Annotated in this window: 22 protein-coding genes; 13 read left to right on the top strand and 9 right to left on the bottom strand. The window is 75.3% G+C overall.

The features are described from left to right. Positions 1 to 29: 29 nt before the first annotated feature. Positions 30 to 548: a hypothetical protein gene (locus MLV88_RS12525; RefSeq protein WP_242356238.1), complete on the bottom strand. Its 519-nt coding sequence runs from the start codon at positions 546 to 548 to the stop codon at positions 30 to 32. Between the two features lie 89 nt (positions 549 to 637). Here MLV88_RS12525 and MLV88_RS12520 point away from each other — a divergent pair, with 89 nt between their 5' ends. The 3 genes from MLV88_RS12520 to MLV88_RS12510 all read left to right on the top strand — a co-directional run bounded on the left by MLV88_RS12520 (position 638) and on the right by MLV88_RS12510 (position 5372). After that, positions 638 to 1225 (top strand): helix-turn-helix transcriptional regulator, encoded by a 588-nt coding sequence (locus tag MLV88_RS12520; RefSeq protein ID WP_243337615.1) that lies wholly within the window; start codon positions 638 to 640, stop codon positions 1223 to 1225. A gap of 67 nt (positions 1226 to 1292) precedes the next feature. After that, complete coding sequence (locus MLV88_RS12515) at positions 1293 to 2654, top strand: glutamate--cysteine ligase (protein ID WP_242356233.1); 1362 nt, start codon at positions 1293 to 1295, stop codon at positions 2652 to 2654. 144 nt (positions 2655 to 2798) lie between these two features. Continuing rightward, positions 2799 to 5372: a PAS domain-containing protein gene (locus MLV88_RS12510; protein ID WP_242356231.1), complete on the top strand. Its 2574-nt coding sequence runs from the start codon at positions 2799 to 2801 to the stop codon at positions 5370 to 5372. 12 nt (positions 5373 to 5384) lie between these two features. On the opposite strand, the gene MLV88_RS12505 is transcribed toward MLV88_RS12510, so the two are convergent. The 4 genes from MLV88_RS12505 to dusB all read right to left on the bottom strand — a co-directional run bounded on the left by MLV88_RS12505 (position 5385) and on the right by dusB (position 8171). Then, on the bottom strand, positions 5385 to 5780 hold the full coding sequence (locus MLV88_RS12505) for a cupin domain-containing protein (RefSeq protein WP_242340264.1): 396 nt from the start codon (positions 5778 to 5780) through the stop codon (positions 5385 to 5387). 140 nt (positions 5781 to 5920) lie between these two features. Further along, on the bottom strand, positions 5921 to 6736 hold the full coding sequence (locus MLV88_RS12500) for a ZIP family metal transporter (protein WP_242340265.1): 816 nt from the start codon (positions 6734 to 6736) through the stop codon (positions 5921 to 5923). Then, positions 6733 to 7122 carry a helix-turn-helix domain-containing protein gene (locus tag MLV88_RS12495; RefSeq protein WP_242340266.1) on the bottom strand — a complete coding sequence of 130 codons (390 nt, stop codon included), beginning with the start codon at positions 7120 to 7122 and terminating at the stop codon, positions 6733 to 6735. Before MLV88_RS12495 ends, MLV88_RS12500 begins: the two co-directional genes overlap by 4 nt. Continuing rightward, on the bottom strand, positions 7119 to 8171 hold the full coding sequence (dusB, locus tag MLV88_RS12490; RefSeq protein WP_242356225.1) for a tRNA dihydrouridine synthase DusB: 1053 nt from the start codon (positions 8169 to 8171) through the stop codon (positions 7119 to 7121). Before dusB ends, MLV88_RS12495 begins: the two co-directional genes overlap by 4 nt. Positions 8172 to 8274: 103 nt before the next feature. Between dusB and MLV88_RS12485 the strand changes: the two genes are divergently transcribed. Both MLV88_RS12485 and MLV88_RS12480 read left to right on the top strand, forming a co-directional pair. Then, on the top strand, positions 8275 to 9762 hold the full coding sequence (locus MLV88_RS12485) for a cytochrome c family protein (RefSeq protein WP_242356224.1): 1488 nt from the start codon (positions 8275 to 8277) through the stop codon (positions 9760 to 9762). A gap of 100 nt (positions 9763 to 9862) precedes the next feature. Continuing rightward, the gene (locus MLV88_RS12480) at positions 9863 to 11503 is read left to right on the top strand and encodes a lytic transglycosylase domain-containing protein (protein ID WP_242356221.1); all 1641 of its coding nucleotides are present in this window, start codon (positions 9863 to 9865) and stop codon (positions 11501 to 11503) included. A gap of 62 nt (positions 11504 to 11565) precedes the next feature. Here the strand turns inward: MLV88_RS12480 and MLV88_RS12475 are convergent, their stop codons facing one another. The 3 genes from MLV88_RS12475 to MLV88_RS12465 are packed head-to-tail and all read right to left on the bottom strand — an operon-like array spanning position 11566 to position 15235. Continuing rightward, entirely contained in the window at positions 11566 to 12852 is a 1287-nt protein-coding gene (locus tag MLV88_RS12475; protein WP_242340270.1) for an FtsX-like permease family protein, read from the bottom strand. Further along, positions 12852 to 13523, bottom strand: a complete 672-nt coding sequence (locus tag MLV88_RS12470; protein WP_242340271.1) for an ABC transporter ATP-binding protein — start codon at positions 13521 to 13523, stop codon at positions 12852 to 12854. Before MLV88_RS12470 ends, MLV88_RS12475 begins: the two co-directional genes overlap by 1 nt. Beyond that, positions 13520 to 15235, bottom strand: a complete 1716-nt coding sequence (locus tag MLV88_RS12465; RefSeq protein WP_243337612.1) for a hypothetical protein — start codon at positions 15233 to 15235, stop codon at positions 13520 to 13522. Before MLV88_RS12465 ends, MLV88_RS12470 begins: the two co-directional genes overlap by 4 nt. 33 nt (positions 15236 to 15268) lie before the next feature. On the opposite strand from MLV88_RS12465, the gene trmB reads away from it, so the two are divergent. Beyond that, positions 15269 to 15877: a tRNA (guanosine(46)-N7)-methyltransferase TrmB gene (gene trmB / locus MLV88_RS12460; RefSeq protein WP_242355378.1), complete on the top strand. Its 609-nt coding sequence runs from the start codon at positions 15269 to 15271 to the stop codon at positions 15875 to 15877. Between the two features lie 98 nt (positions 15878 to 15975). Here the strand turns inward: trmB and MLV88_RS12455 are convergent, their stop codons facing one another. Further along, positions 15976 to 16677 (bottom strand): hypothetical protein, encoded by a 702-nt coding sequence (locus tag MLV88_RS12455; RefSeq protein ID WP_242355375.1) that lies wholly within the window; start codon positions 16675 to 16677, stop codon positions 15976 to 15978. Between the two features lie 256 nt (positions 16678 to 16933). Between MLV88_RS12455 and MLV88_RS12450 the strand changes: the two genes are divergently transcribed. From MLV88_RS12450 to MLV88_RS12420, 7 genes are all read left to right on the top strand, one after another. After that, positions 16934 to 17368, top strand: coding sequence for a hypothetical protein (locus MLV88_RS12450; RefSeq protein ID WP_242341199.1), 435 nt, complete (start codon positions 16934 to 16936; stop codon positions 17366 to 17368). A 38-nt stretch (positions 17369 to 17406) separates the two neighbouring features. Then, on the top strand, positions 17407 to 20124 hold the full coding sequence (alaS, locus tag MLV88_RS12445) for an alanine--tRNA ligase (RefSeq protein ID WP_242355373.1): 2718 nt from the start codon (positions 17407 to 17409) through the stop codon (positions 20122 to 20124). A 160-nt stretch (positions 20125 to 20284) separates the two neighbouring features. Then, on the top strand, positions 20285 to 20614 hold the full coding sequence (locus MLV88_RS12440) for a hypothetical protein (protein WP_242341197.1): 330 nt from the start codon (positions 20285 to 20287) through the stop codon (positions 20612 to 20614). A 159-nt stretch (positions 20615 to 20773) separates the two neighbouring features. Then, positions 20774 to 21439, top strand: coding sequence for an outer membrane beta-barrel protein (locus MLV88_RS12435; protein WP_242355372.1), 666 nt, complete (start codon positions 20774 to 20776; stop codon positions 21437 to 21439). 135 nt (positions 21440 to 21574) lie between these two features. After that, positions 21575 to 22576: an alpha/beta hydrolase gene (locus MLV88_RS12430; RefSeq protein WP_242355370.1), complete on the top strand. Its 1002-nt coding sequence runs from the start codon at positions 21575 to 21577 to the stop codon at positions 22574 to 22576. 69 nt (positions 22577 to 22645) lie between these two features. Continuing rightward, a complete protein-coding gene (locus tag MLV88_RS12425) occupies positions 22646 to 23284 on the top strand; it encodes an HDIG domain-containing metalloprotein (RefSeq protein ID WP_242355368.1) in 639 nt (212 codons plus the stop codon). Between the two features lie 122 nt (positions 23285 to 23406). Beyond that, positions 23407 to 23934, top strand: a complete 528-nt coding sequence (locus tag MLV88_RS12420) for a hypothetical protein (RefSeq protein ID WP_242341193.1) — start codon at positions 23407 to 23409, stop codon at positions 23932 to 23934. The last annotated feature ends 92 nt before the right edge of the window (positions 23935 to 24026 follow it).

Here is a 24026-nt window from a genome sequence, read left to right as displayed (position 1 = left end):
TGACCTCGCCGGGTCCGGCCGAGGGCCCGTCAGTCGTCGTCGCGCGACGCGCGTGCGGACACCGGAGCGACCGCGCCTCCGGGCGTCGCGGGCGACGGCCCGAACGCGCTCGCGCCCCCGTGCGCGTACACGATCTCGCCGCCCGCCGAGCCGGTGCGCACCCCTAGCGCGGCCACGCCGATCGTCCCCGCGGCGACGGCCGCGCTGAGCCCGAGCGCGAGGCGCGCCGGCACGAGCAGCAGCGCCGCCGAGAGGGCGAGCACCGCCCCCGCCGCCCAGACGAAGATCTCGGCACGCTCCTCATGGGCCTCGATCACCCGCTCCGCCACGACCCTCTCCACCTGCCGCTCGTCGCGCTCTCCGAGCTGCATCGCGACCACGCCCGAGGCGACGAGGAGGGCCTGCAGCCCCACCAGGACGCCGAGCGCGATCCGGGGAACGCGCCCGCGGAGGTGGGCGATGGCGAGGGCGAGCGCCACGAGCGGGATCGCCAGCGCGAGGCCGAGGGGCAGGTGGACGATGGCGGGGTGCAGGGGTAGGGTCGGCATGGTTCGCTCTCCGGTGGTTCCCGCGACCTTGGCGGCGCGGGCGTCCGGCCGCCATCCGACGGATGACGCACGAAGAAAACCCGAGCGCGATGAAGCACCTCGCCCGCTCGCCTGCGGCGGATGACGGGGTCGTCCGCCCCGCGATGCTCGCCGTCCCCGCCGCGATCCTCCTCGCCGTGACGCTGCTCGTCGGGCTCGACGTGGTGAGCGACGCGGGCGCGGGCGGCTCCACCGCCCACCTCCTCCTCGAGGTGGCCGTGATGGCGGCGGCCCTCTCCGGGACGGTCGTGCTGTGGGGCCAGCTGCTCGTCGCCCGGAGGCGCGCGCGATCCCTCCAGCGGGACCTGGGCCGGGCGGAGGCGGACCTCGCCCGGTTCCGCCTGGAGTCGGACGAGCACGTGCGTGGGCTCGGCGCCGCGATCGATCACCAGTTCGCCCGGTGGGGGCTCTCGGGGGCCGAGCGCGAGGTGGCGCTCCTGCTCCTCAAGGGGCTCGCCTCCAAGGACATCGCGGACCTCCGGCGGACGAGCGAGCGGACGGTGCGGCAGCAGGCGCTCGCGGTCTACCGGAAGGCCGGGCTCGCCGGGCGCGCGGAGCTCGCGGCGTTCTTCCTCGAGGATCTCCTCTCCCCTCCACCAGCCACCGGCCGCGCAGGAGTTCGCGCGGAGGAGCGCTGACGGGCGGTCCGCGGGCTCGAGATTTCCGCAGGGGGCGGGCCGGGGCGGCGTTATAGAGTCCGCCCGCATGTCGCTCGACGCCCGCATCCACGAGTCGCCGCCCATCGCCGGAGTCGAAGACCTCGTCGCGTGGTTCCGCGCGCGCGAGCGGCCGCGCGAGAGCTGGAAGGTCGGGCTCGAGCACGAGAAGCTCATGCTCCGCGCCGGCACGCTCGAGCCGCTGCCGTACGAGGGGTCGGGCGGGGTCGCGGAGGTGCTCCGGGGGTTCACGCGCTTCGGCTACCAGCCGTTCGAGGAGGAGGGGCGGATCATCGCCTCCCAGAACGACGGCCTCACGATCTCGATCGAGCCGGGAGGACAGCTCGAGCTCTCGGGCCGGCCGTTCGCCGACGTGCACGTCGTGGCCGCCGAGCTCGACCGGCACATCGAGAAGTGCGCCGAGCTGGCGCGGGACCTGGGCGTCGAGTTCCTCGCCGGCGGGTACCGGCCATGGGGCACGCCGTCCGAGAGCCCCTGGATGCCGAAGAACCGCTACAAGGTGATGCGCCCGTTCCTCGCGGCCCGCGGCCGGCTCGCGCCGGACATGATGGCCATGACCGCGTCGGCGCAGGCGTCGTTCGACTTCTCGGGCGAGAACGACCTCGCTGAGAAGCTGCGCGTCGCGCTCGCGATCCAGCCCGCGGTGGTCGCGCTCTACGCGAACAGCCCGATCGTGCAGGGGCGCGAGATCGGCTGGAAGAGCTACCGCACCGCCGTCTGGGAGGAGACGGACCCGGCGCGCTGCGGGATCCTGCCGTTCGCCTTCGAGCCGGGGTTCGAGGAGGATCCGTACCGCCGCTACGCCGAGTGGGCGCTCGACGTCCCCATGATCTTCCTGCGCCGCGCGGGCGCGTACCGGGACACGGGCGGCAGGACCTTCCGGCAGTTCCTCGCGGAGGGGCTCTCCGGCGAGCGGGCGACGATCTCCGACTGGGAGGACCACCTCACGACGGTGTTCCCGGAGGTGCGGGTGAAGGGCGTCGTGGAGGTGCGCGGCGCCGACTCCTGCTCCGCGCCCATGGCGAAGGCGCTGCTCGCGTTCTGGAAGGGCATCCTCTACGACCGCCAGGCGCGCGCCTGGGCGTGGGACGTCGTGAGGTCGTTCACGGTGGCGGAGCGCCGGTCGCTGACGCGCACCGCGGGGCGCGAGGGGCTGACCGGGCGCGCACCGGACGGCCGCTCGATCCAGGAGCTCGCCCGCGTGCTCCTCGAGGCCGCATCGGGCGGCCTCTGCCGCCAGAGCTGCTGCGGCCAGCGGGGCGAGGACGAGCGCGTCTGGCTGGCGCCGCTCGCCGAGCGCGCCGCGTCCGGGCGCTCGCCGGCCGACGAGGCGATCGAGGCGTTTCGCCACGGTCCGCGAGCGCTCGCCGAGGCCCTCCGCTGCGCGTGACCTCGCATCCGGCGATCGCCGGAGGTCGCCGTCGCTTGACCGTGGGAGTCGCCCGCACTCCGTTGGGGATCAAAGCTCCAACGCGTGCGTCCGCACGGACAGGCGGCGTAGAAGTGAGCGAGGGGGACGCTCGACGGTTCGGCCATGCGCGGCGAAGAACCCGGTCAGGCGAGGATCCGCGAGCTGAAGCGCGCGCTCATCGACGCGCTGTGGGACGGGCCGACCGGGATCGCGCTGTTCGACGCCGACGTTCGATTCCTGCGGGTGAACGACGCGATCGCGTCCTGGAACGGGATCTCGCCCGAGGCGCACGTCGGCCGTTCTCTGGGTGAGATCCTGGAGCTCCGGCCGGACGACCCGCGCCGGGCGGCGGTGGAGGGCGTCGAGGCCGCCGTGCGAGCGGTGCTCGAGACCGGGCAGCCCCGCACCAACGTGCCCATCGAGGGAACGCCTCCGGGCGACCGCGCCCGCGGCTGGATCTGCTCGTACATCCCCATGCCGGAGCTGGACGGCCGTCGCCCGGGCGTCTGCGCGCTCGTGACGGACATGAGCGGCGCGCGCCAGCGTGAGGAGGAGATGGAGCGGGCCCGCGACAGGGCCCAGGCGATCGCGCTCCGGCTCGGGCTCCTCCAGGACGTGACGTCGGCGCTCGCGCGCGCCGGCGGCGCCCGGGAGATCGCGCGGGTCGTGGTGGAGCGGGTGCGCGTCGCGGCGGGCGCGAGCGTGACGACCTTCCGGACGAAGGAGGGCGACGCCCTCGTCGTGATCGACGAGGCGGGGGTGCAGGCGATCCGGCGGCGGTTCGGGCGGGTCCCCGTCACGGCGCCGCTCCCGGTCGCGGAGGCGGTCCGCAGCCGGGGGCCGGTCTGGTTCCGCTCGCACGAGGAGCTCCACGCGCACTTCCCGGAGATGTCCGAGATCGCGGCCGAGCACGGGGTGCGCGCCGGGGTGGCCTTGCCGCTCATCGCCGGGGCCGACCGGGACGTGCTGGGTGTCCTCTCGCTCGGGTTCTCCGAGCCGCGCGCCTTCGAACCCGACGAGCGCGCCTTCCTCCTCTCCGTCGCCGAGCACTGCGCCCAGGCGCTCGAGCGGGCCCAGCTCCTCGACGCGGAGCGCGCGCAGCGCCGGAGCGCGCAGCAGGCCCGCGATCGCCTCCAGCGGCTCCAGGCCGTCACCGCCGCGCTGTCCGGGGCGAGCACCGTGTCGGAGGTCGCCGCGGTCCTCGTCTCGCAGGCGAAGGAGGCGCTCGGGGCGTCCTCGTCCGTCGCCTACGTGCTCGACGCGGCCGCGGGGCGCCTGCACATGGCCGCCGCCATCGGCGGCGCGGAGCAGGTCCGCGATCGGCTGGCCACGCTGCCGCTCGACGCGCCGCTGCCGGGCGCCGCCGCCGCGCGCGGCGGCGAGCCGATCTGGATCGAGACCGCCGAGCAGCTCCTCGCCGCCTTCCCGGAGCTGCCCCGCTACGCGCCTCACGCCGCGCGGATGAAGGCGCTCGCCGCCCTCCCGCTGAAGCTCGGCGACCGCGTGCTCGGCGCCGTGTCCTTCGCCTTCGACGCGCAGCGGGCGTTCCGGCGCGAGGAGCGCGAGCTCATCCTCGCGGCCGCGCAGCAGTGCGCGCAGGCGCTCGACCGCGCGCGCCTGCTCGACGCCGAGCGAGGCGCCCGCGCCGCGGAGGCGCGCGTGCGCGCGGTGCTGGACGCGATCTTCGACAACGCGCCGCTCGGCATCGGGCTCCTCGACCCCGAGCTGCGCTTCGCGCGCGTGAACCGCGTGCTCGCCGAGATCAACGGCGTCCCGGCGGAGGCGCACGTCGGAAAGCGGCCGCGTGAGCTGCTCCCGGACATGCCGCACGACGAGGTCGAGGCTGCGTTCCGCGAGGTCCTGAGCACCGGCCAGCCCAAGATCGACGTCGAGCTCTCCGGCGAGACGCCGGCCGCGCCCGGGCACCTGCGCCACTGGGTCGAGAGCTGGTACCCGGTGCGGGTGGCGGGGGCGACCCTCGGGCTCGGCCTGCTGGTGCGCGAGGTGACCGCCGAGCGCGAGGCCGCGGAGTTCCAGCGGAACGTGCTCGGGATCGTCGGCCACGACCTGCGGAACCCGCTCTCCGCGATCACGGCCTCGGCCCAGCTCCTCCTGCGGCAGGCCGGCGATCCGGCGGCGGCGTCGCGGCTCGGCGAGCGGATCCTCGGGAACGCCGACCGCATGCAGCGCATCATCGCGGTGCTCGTGGACTACGCGCGCGTGCGGGGCGGCTCCGGGATCCCCCTCCGCCCGCGGCGCTGCGATCTCGGGGCGGTGTGCAAGGTGGTCGCCGAGGAGTGCGAGGCGGCCCACCCCGGGCGCGCGGTGAGGGCGGCCGGCGCGCCGGACGTGCACGGAGAGTGGGACCCGGACCGCGTCGGCCAGATCGTCGCGAACCTCCTCTCGAACGCCCTCGACTACAGCCCGCGCGACTCGACGGTGGAGGTCTCGTGGCGCGCGGACGCCGAGCGAGCGGTGATCGAGGTCGCGAACGAGGGCGCCCCCATCCCGCCGCAGCTCCAGCCCTCGCTGTTCGAGCCGTTCCGGCGCGGGGAGCGCGACCGCGCCGGCGGGAAGGACGGCCTCGGCCTGGGGCTGTTCATCGCCCGCTCGATCGCGATCGCGCACGGCGGCACGCTCGAGGTCCGCTCCGCCCCCGGCGAGCGGACGGTGTTCACGCTCGCGCTGCCGCGGTGACGACGATCGTCGCTACTCCGTGGTCCGTCCGTCGAAGTGCTCCTCCGAGGCGTCGGCGGCGGCCTTCGTGGCGTGCACGGTCCCGTCCACGTGCTCGGGGGGCGCGTAGATCGTGTACAGCTTCAGCGGCTCGTCGCCGGTGTTGCGGACGTTGTGGCGCGCGCCGGCGGGGACGACGATGGCGGAGTCGCCCTCGACCTTCGTCCGCTTGCCGTCTATCGAGACCTCGCCCTGTCCCTTCTCCACCCGGAAGAACTGGTCCCGGTCCTCGTGGACCTCCTCGCCGATCTCCTCGCCGGGGCGGAGCGCCATCAGCACGAGCTGCAGGTTCTTCCCGGTGTAGAGCACGCGCCGGAAGTCGGTGTTCTCCTCGGTCCTGTCCTCGATGTCGTCGACGAACCCTCTCATCGGAGCCTCCCCTCGCCGCCTCATTCCACCCCTCCTGCGCCGATCGCCAGGAACGGATCGGGCTGCCGCGGGTGGGCCACACAGGGAGCAGCCGCCCGTGGGGTGAGGAGGCGAGCGCGTCGGGCTGGCCGAGAGCGTCTTCAGTGCCCGTGCCCCGCGCGCAGGAGGCGCAGCGCCCACATGAGCACGAGCCCGCCGATCATGGCAATCGAGAGCCGCCAGCGCGCGACGCCGCGGCGGTGGAGGTCGGGGAGGATGTCCGAGAGCGACAGGTGCAGGAACGTCCCCGCGCTGGCGGCGAGCGCGATCGAGGTGAACGCCTCCACGTGCACCGTCTCGCGCAGGAGGACGTACAGCCCCGCGCCGAGCGGCACCATCAGCGCGAACGCGGCGTTCATCGCGAGCGCGCGCCCGCGCGTGTAGCCCTCGGCGCGCAGGATCGCCGAGAGCGAGAAGGCGTTCGGGATCTTGTGCGCGAGGATGGCGAGGAAGACGAGCAGCCCGAGCTCCGCCTCCACGTTCGCCGCGCCGAGCGCGAACCCGTCCACGATCGTGTGGAGGCTCATCCCGACGAAGGCGGCGAGCCCCATCGTGTGGACGCCGCAGCCGGTCGCGTCGCCGTGCACATGGACGTGGGCGGGCGCGCCGTGGACGTGCGGGTCCAGCTCCGGGACGCCGCCCGGGCCGGGCTCGGCGCAGACGTGCACGAGCACGAAGCGCTCGAGCAGGTAGAGGAGGAGGAAGCCGAGCATCGCGTACGGCAGCGCCGCCGCGCCGCCCGCCTCGACCGCCTCGGGGAGCATGTGGAAGAAGGCGGCGCCCAGCATCACGCCGGCCGAGAACGAGAGCAGCACGTCGGAGCGCCGCATCGCGCCAAAGAGCGGGAGCGCCCCGCCGGCGAGGGCGCCCGCGAGGATCGCTCCGGTGTACGTGGCCAGGGACTGCAGCTCGGTCATGTGTCGTCCAGCCCGAGCGCCCGCATCCGGCGCACGAGCGTGCCGCGATCGATCCCGAGCGCCGCCGCGGCGGCGGCGCGCACGCCGTTCGCGCGCGCGAGCGCGCCGGCGATGAGCGGCTTCTCGACCTCGCGCATGACCGAGTCGTAGAGCCCGCCGGCCGGGTGGCCGCGCAGCCGCTCGAAGAACGCCTCCACGCGGTGCTGGAGCTCCTCGTCGAGCGGGCGTGGTCTCGCGATGCGTGCGTCCACGATGGCGAACTTCTCGCGCGCGGCGAGGGCGCGGCCCTCCGCGACGGTCTGCGCGCGCTCGACCTCGAAGCCCGCCTCGGCGCACGCGCCGGCGAGCTCGGCCGAGTCGGCGAGCAGCAGGGCCCTGGGCTTCACTCCCCCTCCTCCTCGCGGCGGAACCCCGGGTCCAGCTCGAAGCTCGCGCCGCCGGCCGGGAAGTGCTCCTCGATGACCTGCGCGACGTCCGCGGCGGTCTTGAGGCGGTCGGCGTCGCGACGGAAGTGGACGCCGCCACGGCGGCCGCGGGTGTACCACAGGAGGTGCTTGCGGAGCTCACGGATCGCGAGCAGCTCGGCCTCGCGCGGATCGTCGCCGGGTCGCTGCCGCCGCCGGTGCTCCACCTGGAGCCGCACGTGCTGGAGCACCGTGCCGACCCACTCGTCCCGGGTGGGCGGCGGAGGGCGGGGCGCGCCGAGCTCGGCCGCGCGCAGCTCGCGGAAGATCCAGGGGTTGCCGCAGGCGCCCCGGGCCACGAGGACCGCGTCGCAGCCGGTCTCCGCGCGCATGCGCAGCGCGTCGTCCGCCGTCCACACGTCCCCCGAACCCAGGACGGGGATGGAGATCGCCGCCTTCACCGCGCGCACGAGGTCCCAGCGCGCGCGCCCTGAGTACATCTGGTTCCGCGTGCGGCCGTGGAGCGCGACGGCGGCGGCGCCTCCCGCCTCGGCGGCGCGCGCGACCTCGACGCAGTTCAGCTCGGCGTCGTCCCAGCCGGCGCGGATCTTGATGGTGACCGGGACCGGCACCGCCGCGCGGATGGCGCGGACCGCCTCCTCGACGCGGCGCGGATCGCGCCCCAGCGCGGCGCCGGCGCCCGTCCCGCAGACCTTCTTCACCGGGCACGCCATGTTCACGTCGATCATCCCGGCGCCGGCGCGGACCGCCACCTCCGCGCCCCGGGCGAGCACGTCCGGCTCGGACGCGAAGATCTGCACCGCGAAGGGGTCCTCGTCCGGCTCGCGATCGAGGTAGCTCTCCGTCTGGAGCGTCCCGTGGACGAGGCCGTGGGCGCTCACCATCTCGGTGTAGGCGAAGCTCGCGCCCATCGCGCGGCAGATGGCGCGGAACGGGCGGTCGGAGACCCCGGCGAGCGGCGCGAGGAAGAACCTGCCGGAGAACGAGTACGGGCCGATCTGGACGGACATGCGGAACGTGGGCGGCGGCCGGGATCTAGCACTCCCGCCGACGGGCGGGAAACCTGGAATTCGCGAGGCGGCCGGCGGTTCCCTGCTAAGCCGCGAAGCCCCCATGCGCAACTCGAACCCCGCGATCGCCCTCGCGGCCGTGATCGCCGTCGCGGCCGCCCCGGCCGGTGCCGCGCCCTCGTCCGGGCCCGAGCCCCGCCTCCCCGATCGCGTGACCCTCGTCTATGCGGCGGACGTGGGGGGCTATCTGGAGCCGTGCGGGTGCAGCGAGGACCAGCGGGGCGGCCTCGCCCGGGCCGCCACGGTGCTCGCGCGCATCCGGGCGGAGGGGACGCCGACCTTCTTCGTCGCGGGCGGCGACCTGCTCTTCGAGCTCCCTCCCGACGCCGAGGCCCACGATCAGGACGTCCTCCGCGCCCGCACGCTCGGGGCCGTGATGCGCCGGCTCGGGCTCGCCGCCGCCGTCGCCGGCGAGCGGGACCTCTTCCTGGGCGAGCGGTTCGCGAGGTCCACCGGGATCCCCTTCACGGACGGGACCGTGCTCGGCGGTCAGGTCGGGTTCGGCTCGCTCGGGAAGGTGCCCTCTGCGCCGGTGCGCGTCGCGGTGGTGCACGCCGGCGGCACGCGCGCCGCCCTGGACCGGGCGGACGAGGCGCGCCGCGCGGGCCTCGCGCTCCTCCTCGCCGCCCACCGCGAGCGCCTCATCGACGACGACCAGGACCGGGCCGTGCTCGAGGCCCCGGTCCCGGTCGTGCAGGTGGCCGGTCGCGGGCAGTCGCTCGCGCGGATCGACCTGTGGCTGCGCGGCGATCTCTCCCGCCCGTTCGAGGTGTTGCGGGGCGCGTCGCAGCGCGACGAGGAGCTCGCGCTCGTCGCCGAGCGCCGCGCCGCGTACGCGGACCGGCTCGCGCGCGCGCGCGCGGCGGGCCAGGCGCCGCTCGCGGCCGCCCTCGAGGCGAAGCTCCGCGAGCTCGACGCGCGCGAGCGCGAGCTTCGCGCCGCCGCGCTCCCGGAGGCGCCGCCGGATCGGCCCGCGCTCCGCGTCAGCTTCGTCCCGCTCACGAAGGACATCCCCGAGGACCCTGCCGTCCGGGGGGTGATCGACGCGCACTACCGGGAGGTCGCGGCGGTGAACCTCGCCCGCGCCCGCTCGCGCGGGGAGGTCTGCCCCCCGCCGGCGAAGGGCGTTTCGTCGTACGTCGGAGCGGGCGCCAGCAAAGGGGCCTGCCGTGCGTGCCACCCCGATGCGCAGTCTCACTGGCAGACGACGGCCCACTCGGCGGCGTACGAGACGCTCGTCCGCGTAGGGCGGCAGTTCGACCTCGCCTGCGTTCGCTGTCACGTGACCGGCTGGAAGGAGCCCGGCGGCGCGTGCGGCGTGGCGCAGGTCGCGGGCCGGGAGGCGGTTCAGTGCGAGGCGTGCCACGGGCCAGCGAGCGCGCATGTCCGGGATCCTCCCGGCCACATCGCGCGCGAGGTCCCGGCGACGCGCTGCCGGGCCTGCCACACGCCGGAGGCGTCGGTTCGCTTCGACCCCGCGCGCTACCGCGCCCTCATCCTCGGCCCCGGCCACGGGCAGCCGAGCAAGTAGGCGAGCGAGCGCATGATTTTGACCCCAGTAGTTTGGCCGCTACCATGTCAACCCTGAGAGGCTCCGGCCCCCTGGCCGGCGCCTGAGCAGCCGAGGAGCGATGCGACCGACGCGCCTGTCCCTTTTCGTCCTTTCCGTTCTCGCCGCGCCCCTCGCGTCGGAGGCCCGCGCCTCGCGGTCCGCCGCGCTCAGCGCCGCCCACTCGGCGGCCACGCAGGTGCTGCCGCCTGCGAGCGTGCCTGAACCGGAGGTCGTGGAGACGGCCCTCGAGCTCGCCGCCCCCGCGCCGCGGGCGCCGCAGATCGAGGCCTGGGCGGACGTGCCCGACGAGCCGCCCATCGCGGAGGAGATCGATCGCGACTCCGCGGACATCGAGGCGGTGCGCCGCGCCGAGGAGGAGGCGCACGTCCGCGACGGCGCGAAGGACGCGGCGGTAGAGGGCAAGGTGCCGCACGAGACCGGCGCCGGCCGCATCGAGCTCTTGCCCGAGCTGGACATGGACCTCGCCCAGCTCCGCGCGAAGTACGACATCCCCATCGACGTGAACGAGGCGGTGGTCGGCTACGTCCGCTTCTTCCAGTCGCCCGCCGCGCGCGCACACTTCGTGAAGTGGCTCGGCCGCTCGCACCGCTACCTCGATCACTACCGGGCCATCCTGCGCGAGGAGGGGCTGCCGGAGGACACGGTGTACCTCGCCATGATCGAGAGCGGCTTCGGCAACTTCGCGTACAGCCACGCGAGCGCCTCCGGGCCGTGGCAGTTCATCGCCTCGACCGGCAAGGCGTTCGGCCTGCGCCAGGACTTCTGGGTCGACGAGCGCCGCGATCCGGAGCGCTCCGCGCGCGCCGCGGCCCGCTACCTGAAGCAGCTCTACACGCAGACCGGCGACTGGCGCCTCGCGTGGGCCGGCTACAACGGCGGCGGCGGCCGCATCCAGCGGGCGAAGGACGCGGGCTACGACGACTTCTGGGACATGGCGGCGGAGCCGGGGAAGAAGGTCCTCCACCCCGAGACGAAGGGCTACGTCCCGAAGCTCATGGCGGCCGCCATCCTCTCGAAGCACCCGCAGGCCTTCGGCTTCACCGACGAGGAGATCGAGAAGCAGTCGTGGACGGAGTACGAGGAGGTGAAGATCCCCTCCGCGACCCTGCTCTCCGTGCTCGCCAAGGCCGCCGGCATCGAGGAGCGCGCGCTCATCGACCTGAACCCCGAGCTGCGCCGCTCCTGCACGCCGCCGCGCCCCTACTCCCTCAAGATCCCGAAGGCGAACGCGGAGACCTTCGCCGCGAGCTGGCCGGCCATGCAGCCCAAGGTGCGGCTCACCTTCGCGGGCCACGTCGTCCGCCGCGGCGACACGCTCTCGTCGATCGCGCATCGCCATGGCGTCCCGATGCAGGGGATCCTGGAGATGAACGGGATGAAGACCGCGAAGAAGCTGCGCGTGGGACAGCAGCTCCTCATCCCGAAGCCGATCGGCGCTGGTTCCGCCGTGGCGTCCGCCGATCGTGATCCCACCTTCGAGCCCACCACCGCCCGCGCCCGCGCCCGGACCGCCGTCCGCGTCCCGGCCGGCCGCGCCCGCACGACCCACCGCGTCCAGGCGGGCGACACCCTCTGGTCGATCTCGCAGCGGCTCGGCGTGGACCTCTCCGAGCTCTGCCGCTGGAACGGCATCCACAACCCGAACGGCCACAAGCTCCTCGTCGGCAAGAAGCTCGTCGTCTACAGCGAGCGCGGGTAGCGGCTCTGTAGCCTCGAAGGCGGCGTGATTCGCGACCCCGGAAGGTGATCGCGAATCCCCGCTCAGGACAGCGTCCGTGCCGGATCGACGCGCGCCGCCGCCGCGGCGGGCCCGAGCGCGCCGGCGATCGCGGCGAGCGCCGGGACCGCGACGCCCAGCGCGAGGAGCCAGGGCGGGAAGAGGAAGAAGCTCTCCGGCCGGAAGGGGAGGTCCGCGAGGAGCCGCGCGGCCGCGGCGTCGCCCAGCGCGGCGAGGCCCCGGGCGACGAGCGCGCCCGCCAGCCCGCCGGCGAGCCCGATCGCCGCGCCCTCGGCGAGCACGATCCGCCGCACGTCGGCGGGAGCCGCGCCCAGCGCCTGGAGCACGGCGAGCTCGCGCACCCGGCCGCGGACGCTCGCCGAGAGCGCCTGGGCGATCGCGAGCGCGGCGAGGGCGCACATCGCCACGGCGAGGAGGACGAGCGCGCCGGTCGTCACCTTCACGATGAGCGCCACCCGCTCCGCCGTCGCGCGCTCGCCCTCGTCCACCGCGAAGCCCATGCGCCGCGCGGCGGCCGCGAGGGCGGGCACGTCCTCCGGGCGCGCCGCGAGCACCGTCACCTGGCCGTACGCCGCGTCGCCCTTGCCGTACTCCCGGTGGAGTCGGCGGACCGTCTCGAGGGGCACCGCGACGGCGTAGAGCGGCACGCGATCGGAGAGGCCGGCCAGCCGGAGGCGCTCGGGCTCGACGCGCGCCTCGCTCGCTCCGGCCACGACGGAGTGCCCGACCCGGACCGGCAGCTCGACGCCGACGAGCGACACGCCCGGCGGCAGGCGGCGCAGGTTCCAGGCGGGCGCGAGGGTGCGGTCGTAGACCTCGACCAGGCGGCGGGCGAGGACGGTGGGGATGGGCGCGCCGGGCGGAGGATCGGCGAACGCGCCCGGCGCCACGTCCTCCTCCACGAGGGCGGGATCGACCCCGACGATCGGGAGCTGCAGCGCGAGGCCGGAGGGCCAGCGTCCGCCGAGGCCTCCCGCCGGCTCGGAGGCGGAGACCGGCACGCCGAGCGGCAGGCGCGGCCAGGCCGCCGCCGCGCCGGGGAGCGCGCGGAGCCGCCCCACGGCGTCGTCGTCGAGGCGGCCGCCCCCGAGGACCCCGCCGAGCGAGACGCGCGCGGGGACCACCTCCACGAGCCGGGCGTCGGCGGGGAACAGCCGGCGGGCCGCGGCGCCGACGCCCAGGCCGAGCGCGAGGAAGAGGACGAGCGCGGCCGCGCCCACGCAGGCCGCGGCGGCGTTCACCGCCGCCCCGCGGCGGTCGGCCCGGAGCGCCGCCCCTGCCAGCCAGAGGATCCCGCGGGCCCCCGCCATCAGGCGAGCCTCCCGTCGAGGAGGTGCAGCACGCGCGTCGCCGCGTCCGACACGCGCTCCTCGTGCGTGACCACGAGCACCGACACGCCGTCGCGGGCGAGCTCGACGAAGAGCCGGATGACGTCCGCGCCGCTCGATGCGTCCAGGTTCCCGGTCGGCTCGTCGGCGAGGAGCACCGCCGGACGGGAGAGGAGCGCCCGCGCGAGGGCCACGCGCTGCCGCTCGCCGCCCGAGAGCCGCGCCGGCGGCGCGCCGCCCCGGTCGCCGAGGCCGACGCGCTGGAGCGCGTCCCGGGCCCGGGCGCGGACCTCCCCGATCCCGCCGCCCGGGCCGGCGCGCCGGAGGACGCCGGGCAGCATCACGTTCTCGAGCGCGGAGAGGGTCGGGAGCAGGTTGAAGGCCTGGAACACGAAGCCGATGGCGCGGTTGCGGAGCTCCGCGCGCGCCGCCTCGCCGAGCCCCGCGAGCGAGGTCCCCGCGACGACCGCCTCGCCCTCGAAGTCGCGGTCGAGCGCGCCCGCGACGTGGAGCAGGGTGGACTTGCCCGAGCCGGACGGCCCGACGATGGCCACGAGCTCGCCCGGCGCGACGTCGAGGTCCACGCCGCGCAGCACGGGCACCTCTCTCGCGCCGTCCCGGAAGCATTTCTTCACGCCGCGGAGCCGGATCACCGCTGGACGCCCCCGCCGCCCGTGGCCTCGGGGGCACGCGCCTCGACGTCCAGGTCGAGCACGAGCGCGCCGGGCGCTCCGCCCGGGCCGGGCGCGACGCGCGTCTCGAGGGACAGCGCCCGGAGCCGCGCGGCGGGCTCGAGGAAGCGCTCCGCGAGCGCGCGCACCACGAAGCCCGAGGGGCCGGTCCCGAACGCCTCGGGCGGGAGCGCGCGCACGCTCGAGACGAGCCGCTGCACGTCCACCACCGCGCCGCCGAGCCCCCCCGCGAGCGCGGCCTCCGCGCCCGGGGTGGGGGCGCGAAAGCCCGCGCCCTCGCCGCCGAGCCGGGCGAGGAGCGCGTCGAGGCGGCCGGCCGCGCCCGCGGCGAGGACGAGCCGGTGCGCGCGCGGTTCGAGCCGCCAGGCGATCTCGCCGGAGGCGGTGGGCATCCGCACGATGGTGTCGGGCGCGGCGAGCGCGTCGTCCGGGCCGTCCGCCGGCAGCCCACCGCGCCGGTGCGCGCTTCGCGCCGCGCCGCCGCGCCTGGGTCCGCCCGGCACGGTCTCCGCGAGCGCCGCCGCGACTCGCCGGAGCGCGGCCTCGGCCTCCACCTTCACCGGCAGGATCGCCTCGAGCTCGAGGAGCTGGAGCGGGTCGGCGCGGAGCGCCTCGGGCGAGAGCGCGCTCACCGCCGCGCGCGGGGAGATCGCGAGCGCCACCGCGGCGCCGGGGGCGAGCGCGCCGAACAGATCGCGCCGCAGGTCGACGCCGTGCGCGGCGAGGCGGGCGCGGTCTTCCTCCGGCAGGAGGGGCACGAGCCGCTCGCCCAGCGCGGCGGGATCGCCGTCCCAGCGGAGGACGACGGCTGCGTCGCCGCGCAGGTGGGCGGCGGTGGCCCCGCCCGAGCCGCTGGCCTCGAGGGCGCGGAGCGCCGCGGCCCGCCCGCCCGCGAGGAGCGCGGCGCGCGCGTGCAGGCGATCCTTCGTGGCCGAGAGCCCGATGCCGAGACCGTCGCGCGCCTGCGGCAGCTCGGCGAGGAGGGCCGAGCCCCCCGGGACGTAGACGAGCGCGGCGGCGCCGTCGGCGGCGGCGGCGCGCGCGGCGCCGAACGCGGCGGTGGCGCCGAGCGCGGTCTCCGGCGTGAGCGCGGCCGCCTCGGCCACGACGGCGGGGCCGTCCGGGCCGGGCGCGACGAGCGCGGTCCGCTCGACGATCGCGTAGGAGAGGGCGGCGGCCGCGCCGGCGGCGCGGCGAAGGACGACGATCGCCTGGCCGCCGTGGGTCGCGTCGCTGCGGACCGCGGCCCCGAGCCGCTCGCGGGCGAGGCGAGCGAGGAGCGCCTCGACCCGCCCGGCGTCGGAGACCGGCAGGACGAGGAGCGGCGTCGCGCCGCCGGGGCCCGCGAGCGCGAGCGCTCCGGCGCGGCGCGGGTCGAGGCCGGCGCCGGCGAGGCTCGCGCCGTCGAGCGGATCGAAGCCGAGCTGGGAGGCGAGCGCTCCGCGCACGCCGGCGAGCTCACCCGCGCCGGGGAAGGACGCGGCGGTCGCGTGGAGGGCGGCGAGGTCGGAGGCGGCGCGGCCCAGCTCCGGCGCGAGGACCGCCGCACGCACGCCGGGTGGGAGGAACCGCTCCGCGGGGGCACCGCGGACCGCCTCCCGGCAGCCGCACCCCCGGCACCCGGCGGCGAGCGCGACGGCGACGAGCAGTGCCGGGGCCGCGCGGCGGAGCACGCGGGTTTCTTAGCATGCTAAACAGGCGCGCTCATGATCTTCTCGAACGACGACGACGCCCCCATCGCGCTCGACCTCGCGCCCGACTGGGCGGCCCGGCTCGGGCCCTCCGCGGCCCGCCTGGAGCTCGAGATCGGCTGCGGCCACGGCGGCTTCGCCCTCGGGTTCGCGGCGGCGTACCCCGACCGGGCGCTCGTCGCGATCGAGCAGCGGCGCGCCTTCGCCGAGGAGGTCGCGGAGAAGCGGGAGCGGCGCGGGCACGCGAACCTCGTCGTCATCCAGGGCGACGCCCGCATCCTCGCGCCGCGCCTCTTCCGCGCGGGATCGCTCGCCGCGATCCACGTCCACTTCCCGGACCCCTGGTGGAAGCGCCGGCACGTCCGGCGGCGGCTCGTCGACGACCGCATGTCGACCCTGCTCCTCGGGCTCCTCGCGCCCGGCGGGCTGCTCGACTTCCGCACCGACGTCGAGCGCTACGCGCGGGAGGCGGTGGTGCGGCTCGAGGAGGCGGGGTTCGAGAACGAGGCCGGGCCCGGCGCGTTCGCGGAGCGGCCGCCCGACGAGATCCCCTCCACGCGCGAGAAGCGCTACCTCGAGACCGGTCAGCCGGTGTGGCGCCTGCGGATGCGCAAGCCGGAGTGACGGCGAGCGGAGACGCGAGCGCCCCCGGCCGCGTGGCCGGGGGCGTCGTCTTCCGGGCCGCTCCGCGCGCTTCGCCGCGTCGAGGCCTTCACGCTGTGTTAACGGCGCGTGCCGGTGCCGGACGTGTCGTAGCCGCCGCCCGTGCCCGTCGAGCCGCTGCTCGTGCCGGTGTCTGACGGGGTGCTGGTGCCGGGGGTGCTGCTGCCGGAGGTGTCGCTGCCGGTGGTGCCCGTGCCGCTGCCCGTCCCGCTGCCCGTGCCCGGGGTCGCTGCGCCCGTGTCGCTGGTCGTGCCGCTGCTGGGCGTGCTGGTGTCGCCGCCCATGTGGCCACCCATGTCGCCGCCCATGTGACCGCTGGTCCCGCCGGCCATCGGGGCCGCCTCGATCTTCACCGCGACCTGCTTGCCGTCCTGCTCGTTGAAGCTGGCGCGGACGTCCTGGCCCTGCTGGATGTCGGAGATCTGGCCGGTGCGGCCGTCCACGGTGACGATCGTCTCGGGGACGACCTGGAGCGTCCTGCTGTCGCCCATGTCCGACTGGATCGAGACCGAGCTCGACGACACGCTCGCGACCTTGCCCATCAGCACCTTGTCGCTGTCGTGTCCCTTGATGTCAGGGCTCTGGGCGGTCGCGCTGCCCGAGGTGCCATAGGTGTCGCTCTGCGTTCCGGATCGCGCCGTCGTTTCGCTGGCGGTCGCGGGCGTGGTCCCCTCGGCCCGGGCCGTGCGGTTCGCGTGGGACGTCGAGCAGGCGATGCCGAACGCGAACGGCAACGCCAGCGCCATCTTGCGGATCTGCATTCTTCTCCCCCTCCTGATGCGCAAATGCTGTGCGCGGGTTCATCGGCCGGCGAGCCCCACCCGAAGGTGCGGGCGAGCGCGCGGGCTTCACCGCTGCGCCGCCGCCGGTGCCAAATATGTGGACTCTGGCCGAGCGAGGAGCGGCCGAGCCACACGACGCGCGTTTCTGCTCGCCCGCCGCCCCGCACGCCGGGCCCCCGCCCGGCACGGCGACCCGGGTGCCCGGAGAAGCACGGCCTGCGGCTATGCTGGCGAGATGACCGCTCGATTCACGAGGATGGCCCTCGGCGCCGCCCTGCTCGCGCTCCTCTCCATCGCCTGCCGGCGTCCCGAGGGGCCGGCCGACCGCTACCGCGTCTTCGCCGCCGCCGCGCGGGCGGGCGACGCCGACACCGTGTGGAGCATGCTCTCGGAGCGCTCTCGCGCCGAGCTCGACGAGCGGGCGAGGCAGGTGGCCGCGCGCGCCGCTCCCGGGGTCCTGCCCGCGACCGGCCGCGAGCTCGTGCTCGGGGACCTCTCGCCCACGGCCGGCCGGCTCGCCTCGGTGACGGTCCGGCGCGAGTCGCGCGACGCGGCGCTGCTCGCCGTGCAGGTCGAGGGCGCGGCCGGCCCGGCGGAGGTCGAGATGGTGCGCGAGGACGGGCGCTGGCGCGTCGTCCTCCCGGACGCGCAGCGCTCCTCCGGCCGGTAGCCAGGCGCCGAACCCTCTGTTAGAAAACGCTCTCCGCCATGAAGACTGCCGCCCAGATCCGCGAGCTGTTCCTCCGCTTCTTCGAGGAGAGGGGGCACCGCCGCGTCCCCAGCTCCTCGCTCGTCCCGCAGAACGACCCGACGCTCCTCTTCACGAACGCCGGGATGAACCAGTTCAAGGACGTCTTCACGGGACGTGAGAAGCGCGACTACTCCCGGGCCACCACCGCGCAGAAGTGCGTCCGCGCCGGCGGCAAGCACAACGACCTGGAGAACGTCGGGTTCACCGCCCGTCACCACACGTTCTTCGAGATGCTCGGGAACTTCTCGTTCGGCGACTACTTCAAGAAGGACGCGATCGCCTGGGCGTGGGAGCTCGTCACCTCCGAGCGCTGGCTCGCGATCCCGAAGGAGCGGCTCGCTGCCACCGTCTTCGCGGGCGAGGGGACCCTGCCCTGGGACGAGGAGGCCTACGACCTCTGGAAGGCGCAGGGCGTCCCGCCGGAGCGGATCCACAAGCTCGGCGCGAAGGACAACTTCTGGGCGATGGGCGACACCGGGCCCTGCGGCCCGTGCTCCGAGCTCCACTTCTTCCAGGGGAACGACATCCCCTGCGCGGAGGAGAAGGCCGGTCGCGCCTGCCAGGGCGTCGCCTGCGACTGCGACCGCTGGCTCGAGATCTGGAACCTCGTCTTCATGCAGTTCGAGCGCGGCGCCGACGGGGGCCTCACCCCGCTGCCCAAGCCCTCGATCGACACGGGCGCCGGCCTCGAGCGCATGGCGGCGGTCGCGCAGGGCAAGCGCTCGAACTACGACACCGACGTCTTCCAGAACATCATCCGCGCCATCGAGAAGCTCGCCGGGAAGCGCTACGGGGCGACCGACGCGGACGACGACGTGTCGATGCGGGTCATCGCCGACCACGCCCGCGCCACGACCTTCCTCGTGGGCGACGGCGTGCTCCCCGCCAACGAGGGGCGCGGCTACGTGCTCCGCCGCATCATGCGGCGCGCCATCCGCCACGGGAAGCGGCTCGGCCTCGAGAAGCCGTTCCTCGCGGACGTGTGCGAGGCGGTGATGCTGGAGATGGGCGACGCGTATCCGGAGACGCGCGAGAACCGCGCCTTCATCACCAAGGTGGCCGCGCAGGAGGAGGAGTCGTTCCGGCGCACGCTCGACAAGGGCCTCGCGATCCTCGAGGCCGAGATGCGCAAGCTCACGGCGCCCGAGACGCACCTCGGCAAGCCCGCCACGCCGCCGCCCGAGCGCCAGCGGCCGGTCATCGAGGGCAAGGTGGCGTTCCAGCTCTACGACACCTTCGGCTTCCCCCTCGACCTGACCCGCGTCATCGCGGCGGAGCGCGGCTTCGACGTGGACGAGCAGGGCTTCGACCGGCACATGGCCGAGCAGCGCGCCCGCTCCGAGTGGAAGGGCTCGGGGGAGCAGGCCACCGGCGATCTGCACAAGCAGATCGCGGGCGAGCTCGGCGAGATCCGCTTCCTCGGCTACGAGGCGCCCAGCGCGCGCGCCGAGGTGAAGGCGCTCGTCGCGAACGGCGCGCGCGTCGCGAGGGCGGCGAAGGGGGACCGGGTCGAGGTCGTGACCGCCGCGACACCGTTCTACGGCGAGTCGGGCGGCCAGGTCGGCGACCAGGGCACCATCACCGCGGCCGGCGTGCGCGTCCGGGTGGAGGACACGCACCGGCCCGTCCCCGGGCTCGTCGTCCACGCCGGCGTGGTCGAGGAGGGCGCGCTCGCGGTGGGCGACGTCGTGGAGCTCGCCGTCGACGATCGGCGCCGCGACCTCATCCGCGCGAACCACTCGGCGACGCACCTCCTCCAGCTCGCGCTGCGCGAGACGCTCGGGGAGCACGTGAAGCAGGCCGGCTCGATCGTGGCGCCGGACTACCTGCGCTTCGACTTCTCGCACTTCCAGCCGCTCTCCGACGAGGAGCTCTTCGCCGTCGAGCGGCGGGTGAACGAGCTCGTGCGCGAGAACGCCGAGACGGACACCTCGGTGCTGAGGCTCGAGGAGGCGCGCCAGTCCGGCGCGATGATGATCTTCGGCGAGAAGTACGGCGACGTCGTCCGCGTCGTCCGCATCGGGCCCTCCAAGGAGCTCTGCGGCGGGACTCACGTGCGCCGCGCCGGCGACATCGCGTTCTTCAAGATCGCGAGCGAGGAGTCGATCGCCGCCGGCGTGCGGCGCATCGTGGCGTACACGGGCCCGAAGGCGGTCGAGCTCTCCCAGCGCGAGGCCGACGAGCTCCGGCGCGCGGCGGCGCTCCTCAAGGCGGGCGCCTTCGAGGTCGCGCAGAAGATCGAGCAGAGCCAGCGGCGCGTGAAGGAGCTCGAGCGCGCCCTCGACGACGCGAAGGGCAAGATCGCCGCGGCGCAGTCGGGTGATCTCGTGGCCCAGGCGCGCGAGGTGAACGGCGGCGCGAAGGTCCTCGCCGTGCGCGTGCAGGGCGACGGCAAGAGCCTGCGCGAGCTCGCGGACAAGCTGCGCGATCGGATCGGCAAGGGCGTCGTCGCGCTCGGCGCGGAGCAGGACGGCAAGGCGATCCTGCTGGTCGCGGTCACGAAGGATCTCACCGCGAAGCTCAAGGCGGGCGACCTCGTGAAGGAGGCGGCGAAGCTCGTCGGGGGCTCCGGCGGCGGCAAGCCGGACCTGGCGCAGGCGGGCGGCTCGGACCCCGCCGGGCTCGAGCGGGCGCTCGCGAAGGTGCAGGAGCTCGTCGCCGCCGCGCTCGGGTGATTGGCGAGTCACCCGGGAAACGCCGGACCGCGTTCGGGTGGCGGGGCGGGTGTCAAGCGAGGCGCGGCGTTGACCGCGCCCGCGCCCCCCGCCTACGATCCTCCCCCGCACGATGGCTCCGGTCCCCCGCCCGCGTCCGCAGCGCCGACGTTCACGAATCGTGGACTTCGCGCGAGCGCGCGAGGCGCGGCGGCTCAGGGACTTCCAGGCCCGCTGCCGCACGGTCACCGACGTGAACCGCGGCGCGCTCGGGCGGCTCTTCCAGACCGGCCTCATCTTCACGCGCCAGGGCGCGCGGCTCGGCCGCGATCTCCTCCTCGCCCACCAGCACCTCCTGCGCGTCTCGGACCTGCTCGACAAGATCGGCGAGCTGCCGGATCCCGGCGCGGATGGGGACGCCGCCGCCCTCTACGAGGAGGCGCAGGCGCTCCTCGCGCGCACCACCGAGCTCGCCGCGCGCTGCAGCGTGGTGCTCGCGCGCGGCAGCTGACCGCGCGTCCCGCGCCCGAGGGACGCGCGGCCGCGCGGCCGTCGCCGCCCGTCGCCGTCGCCCCCCGCTCCACGTTCACTGTACGACAACCCCTTCCTTGCGGTCCGCCGCGGGGCAGGGCAGGCTCGCCCGGGTCTCCAACCGGGAGTCAATACCTCCATGCGCAAGCACGCCCTCCTCGCCGCGATCGCGGCCCTCCTCCTCCCCGCCGCCGCGTCCGCGCAGGTCTCCCTCGGCGCCCGGCTCGGCTTCGCCCCGGCGATGGGCAACGTCGGCGGCGACGCCGGGGGCTCCAGCGTCGACCTGAGCGACTTCACGAAGAGCCAGATCCCGCTGCAGCTCGACCTGATGGTCCGCGTGACCCCCCAGCTCGCCCTCGGCGGCTACGCGTCCTACGGCTGGTCGAAGGGGACGCTGGATCTCGACGGGACGAACCAGAACGTGTGCGACCTCGACGGCGTGGACTGCTCCGGCGGCGTGCTGCGGCTCGGCGTGCAGGCGACCTACGCGTTCTCGACCACCGGCCAGTTCCAGCCCTGGGCGGGCGTGGGCACCGGCTGGGAGCGGAACCGGGTGAAGGCGGAGGGCGGCGGCGAGGAGCTCGAGTTCACGTTCTCCGGCTGGGAGGTCCTGAACCTGCAGCTCGGCGGCGACTACTTCGCCTCTCCTCGGTTCGCCGTCGGTCCCTACCTGATGCTCAGCGTCGGCCGCTACGGCGAGATGAAGTACTCCGACAGCCTGGGGAACTCCGCGAGCGCCGACATCACCGACAAGGACGCCCACGAGTGGGTTCAGTTCGGCGTCCGCGGCCGCTTCGACCTGTAGCCGCCCGATCATCGAAGCGTCGAAGCCGCTGCGTCAACGGACGGCCGCCTCTCGGGGCGGCCGTCCTCGTTCGCGGGTTGCGGGACGGGCGGGCGCGGAGTACCCCTTCGGCCGCGATCGCGAGGGAGGGAAGGCATGCACGGGAAGCTCGTCGAGCTCGAGGTGGAGTCGCGCGCGCTGGCCGGGAACGCGCTCGGGGATCCGGACCGGCGGCTCGTGCTCGCCTACCTGCCGCCCGGCCACGGTGCGGCGCCGCTGCCCGCGGTCTACTTCCTCCACGGCTTCACCGGGAGCGCGCGCGGGTGGTCGAACACCTCGGTGTTCGCGCCGACGGTGCCCGAGCGGCTCGACGCGCTCGTCGCCTCGGGCGCCATCCCGCCGGTCGTGGGGGTGTTCCCGGACGGCATGACCGCGCTCGGCGGGACGCAGTGGACGAACGCGCCCGCCGTGGGCCGCTACCAGGACTACGTCGCGGAGGACGTGGTCGCCCACGTCGACGCCGCGCTCGGCACCCTCCCGCGCCGGGAGGGGCGCGCGATCGTCGGGAAGAGCTCGGGAGGCTACGGCGCGCTCGTCATGGGCCGCGACCGGCCCGACGTGTTCGCCCACCTCGCCTGCCACGCGGGGGACGCCTACTTCGAGTACTGCTACCTCCCCGACCTCCCGAAGGCGGCGGCGGCGCTCTCCGCCTCGGGCGACGCGGCGGCGTGGCTCGCGGAGGCGAAGCGGCGCGCGGCGGAGACCAAGCTCGGCGGGGCCGACCACCCCGTCCTGAACGTCCTCGCGATGGCGGCGCACTACGGCCCCGACCCGCGCGCGCCGCTCGGCCTCGCGCTACCCTTCGAGCTGCCCTCCGGTCGCGTCCGCGAGGACGTGTGGGCGCGCTGGCTCGAGCACGATCCCGTCCGCTTCGCGCCGCGGGCGCTCGAGGCCTACCGCCGGCTGGCGAGCGTGTTCGTCGACTGCGGGACGCGCGACGAGTACCACCTGCGCTGGGGCGCCCGCATGGTGGTCGAGACCCTGCGGGCGGGCGGCGTCGAGGTCGTGCACGAGGAGTTCGAGGACGGACACATGGGCATCAACTACCGGTTCGACGCCTCGCTGCGCTTCCTCGTCCCGCGCCTCGCGCGCGGGTAGGGCGTCGCGCGTCGGCGCGCGGCGCGCGGCGCGCGGGTGCGCGGCCCGGGGCTCCGCTATCATGCCGGGATGATCGTCCCCTCCCGCGCGGCCGCCTGGTCGCTCCTCTGCGAGTACACGAAGACGCAGCCCCTGCGCCGGCACGCGCTGGCCGTCGAGGCCTCGATGCGGGCGCTCGCGCGGCGCGCCGGCGTGACCGAGCCGGGCGAGCTCGAGACCTGGGGCGTCGTCGGCCTCCTGCACGACTTCGACTACGAGCGCTGGCCGACCGAGGCGGACCACGTCTTCCGCGGCATGGAGATCCTGCGCGCGCAGGGCTGGCCCGAGGCCATCGTGAAGGCGGTGGGGGCGCACGCGTTCTACACGGGCGTGCCGCGCGAGACGCCCATGGAGCGGGCCATCGTGGCCGCGGACGAGCTCACCGGGTTCGTCGGCGCCTGCGCGCTCGTGCGGCCGTCGCGGAGCGTCGTCGACCTGCCGCCCGAGTCGGTGGTGAAGAAGATGAAGGACAAGGCGTTCGCACGCTCGGTGGACCGCGAGTACATCCGGCGGGGCGCCGAGGAGATCGGGGCGCCGCTGCCCGAGGTCGTCGCGCTCGTCATCCGCGCTCAGATCCCCATCGCGGAGCGGCTGGGGCTCGCGGGGGCCCCCGCGCCGGACCTGCCGGACGCGCCCGTCCCGCCCGAGCCGGCCGAGCCCGCGGGGTAGCCCGCCGCCCTTGCCTCCCGGGTGGGGGCGAAGGTGCCCCGCGCGTAGATGGCGGGCCCCGCCGGACCGGGCCGCCGCTCACCGCCGCGTCCCAGCGCGAAGCCCGGCCTTAGCTTGGAGACATGGCCAGGACCACGCTCGCGCTCCTGCTCGCCGTGACCGCCTGTGGACGGCTCGACGACGTGGACTTCACGCGCTCCGCGACGCTCACCATCCCGGGGACCCCCGGCGGCGGACCCTCGGGGGCGATCGGTGGATTCGCCCCGATCGACCTCGGCGGTCAGGAGGCGCTCCGCGCGCAGGGCATCGACCCGGGCGACATCGACTCCGCGCACCTGCGCCGGCTGCACCTCGAGGTGCGGGAGGGCGCGAGCCTCGAGACGTGGCTCGACGACCTCGTCCTGCGCGCCCGGGCGGACGGCCTCCCCGCCGTCGTCGTCGCCGAGAAGCACGGCGTCCGCGCGCTGCCGGCCGGGACGCGCGCGCTCGACCTCGACGTCCACGGCGACGTCGACCTGAAGCCGTACCTCACCGGCCAGTCCCCGACGCTCGGCATCGAGGCGACCGGCGCGCCGCCCGCCTCGAACACCACCGTCGAGATCACCGCGACGATCCGCGTCGACGTGAACGTGACGGGGCTCCTTCGCTGAACGACAGCTCGTGGTCGCGCTCACCTTCGGTGACGCGAATCATGCTGTCGTTCAGCCATGTTCGAACGGGGGCTGCGCCCCGGCGGGCTCGC

It is taken from the genome of Anaeromyxobacter soli, assembly GCF_022808855.1.
Lineage (GTDB): Bacteria > Myxococcota > Myxococcia > Myxococcales > Anaeromyxobacteraceae > Anaeromyxobacter > Anaeromyxobacter soli.
Note: the sequence above shows the minus strand (reverse complement) of the source record. Positions and strands in the feature narration are given on the sequence as shown.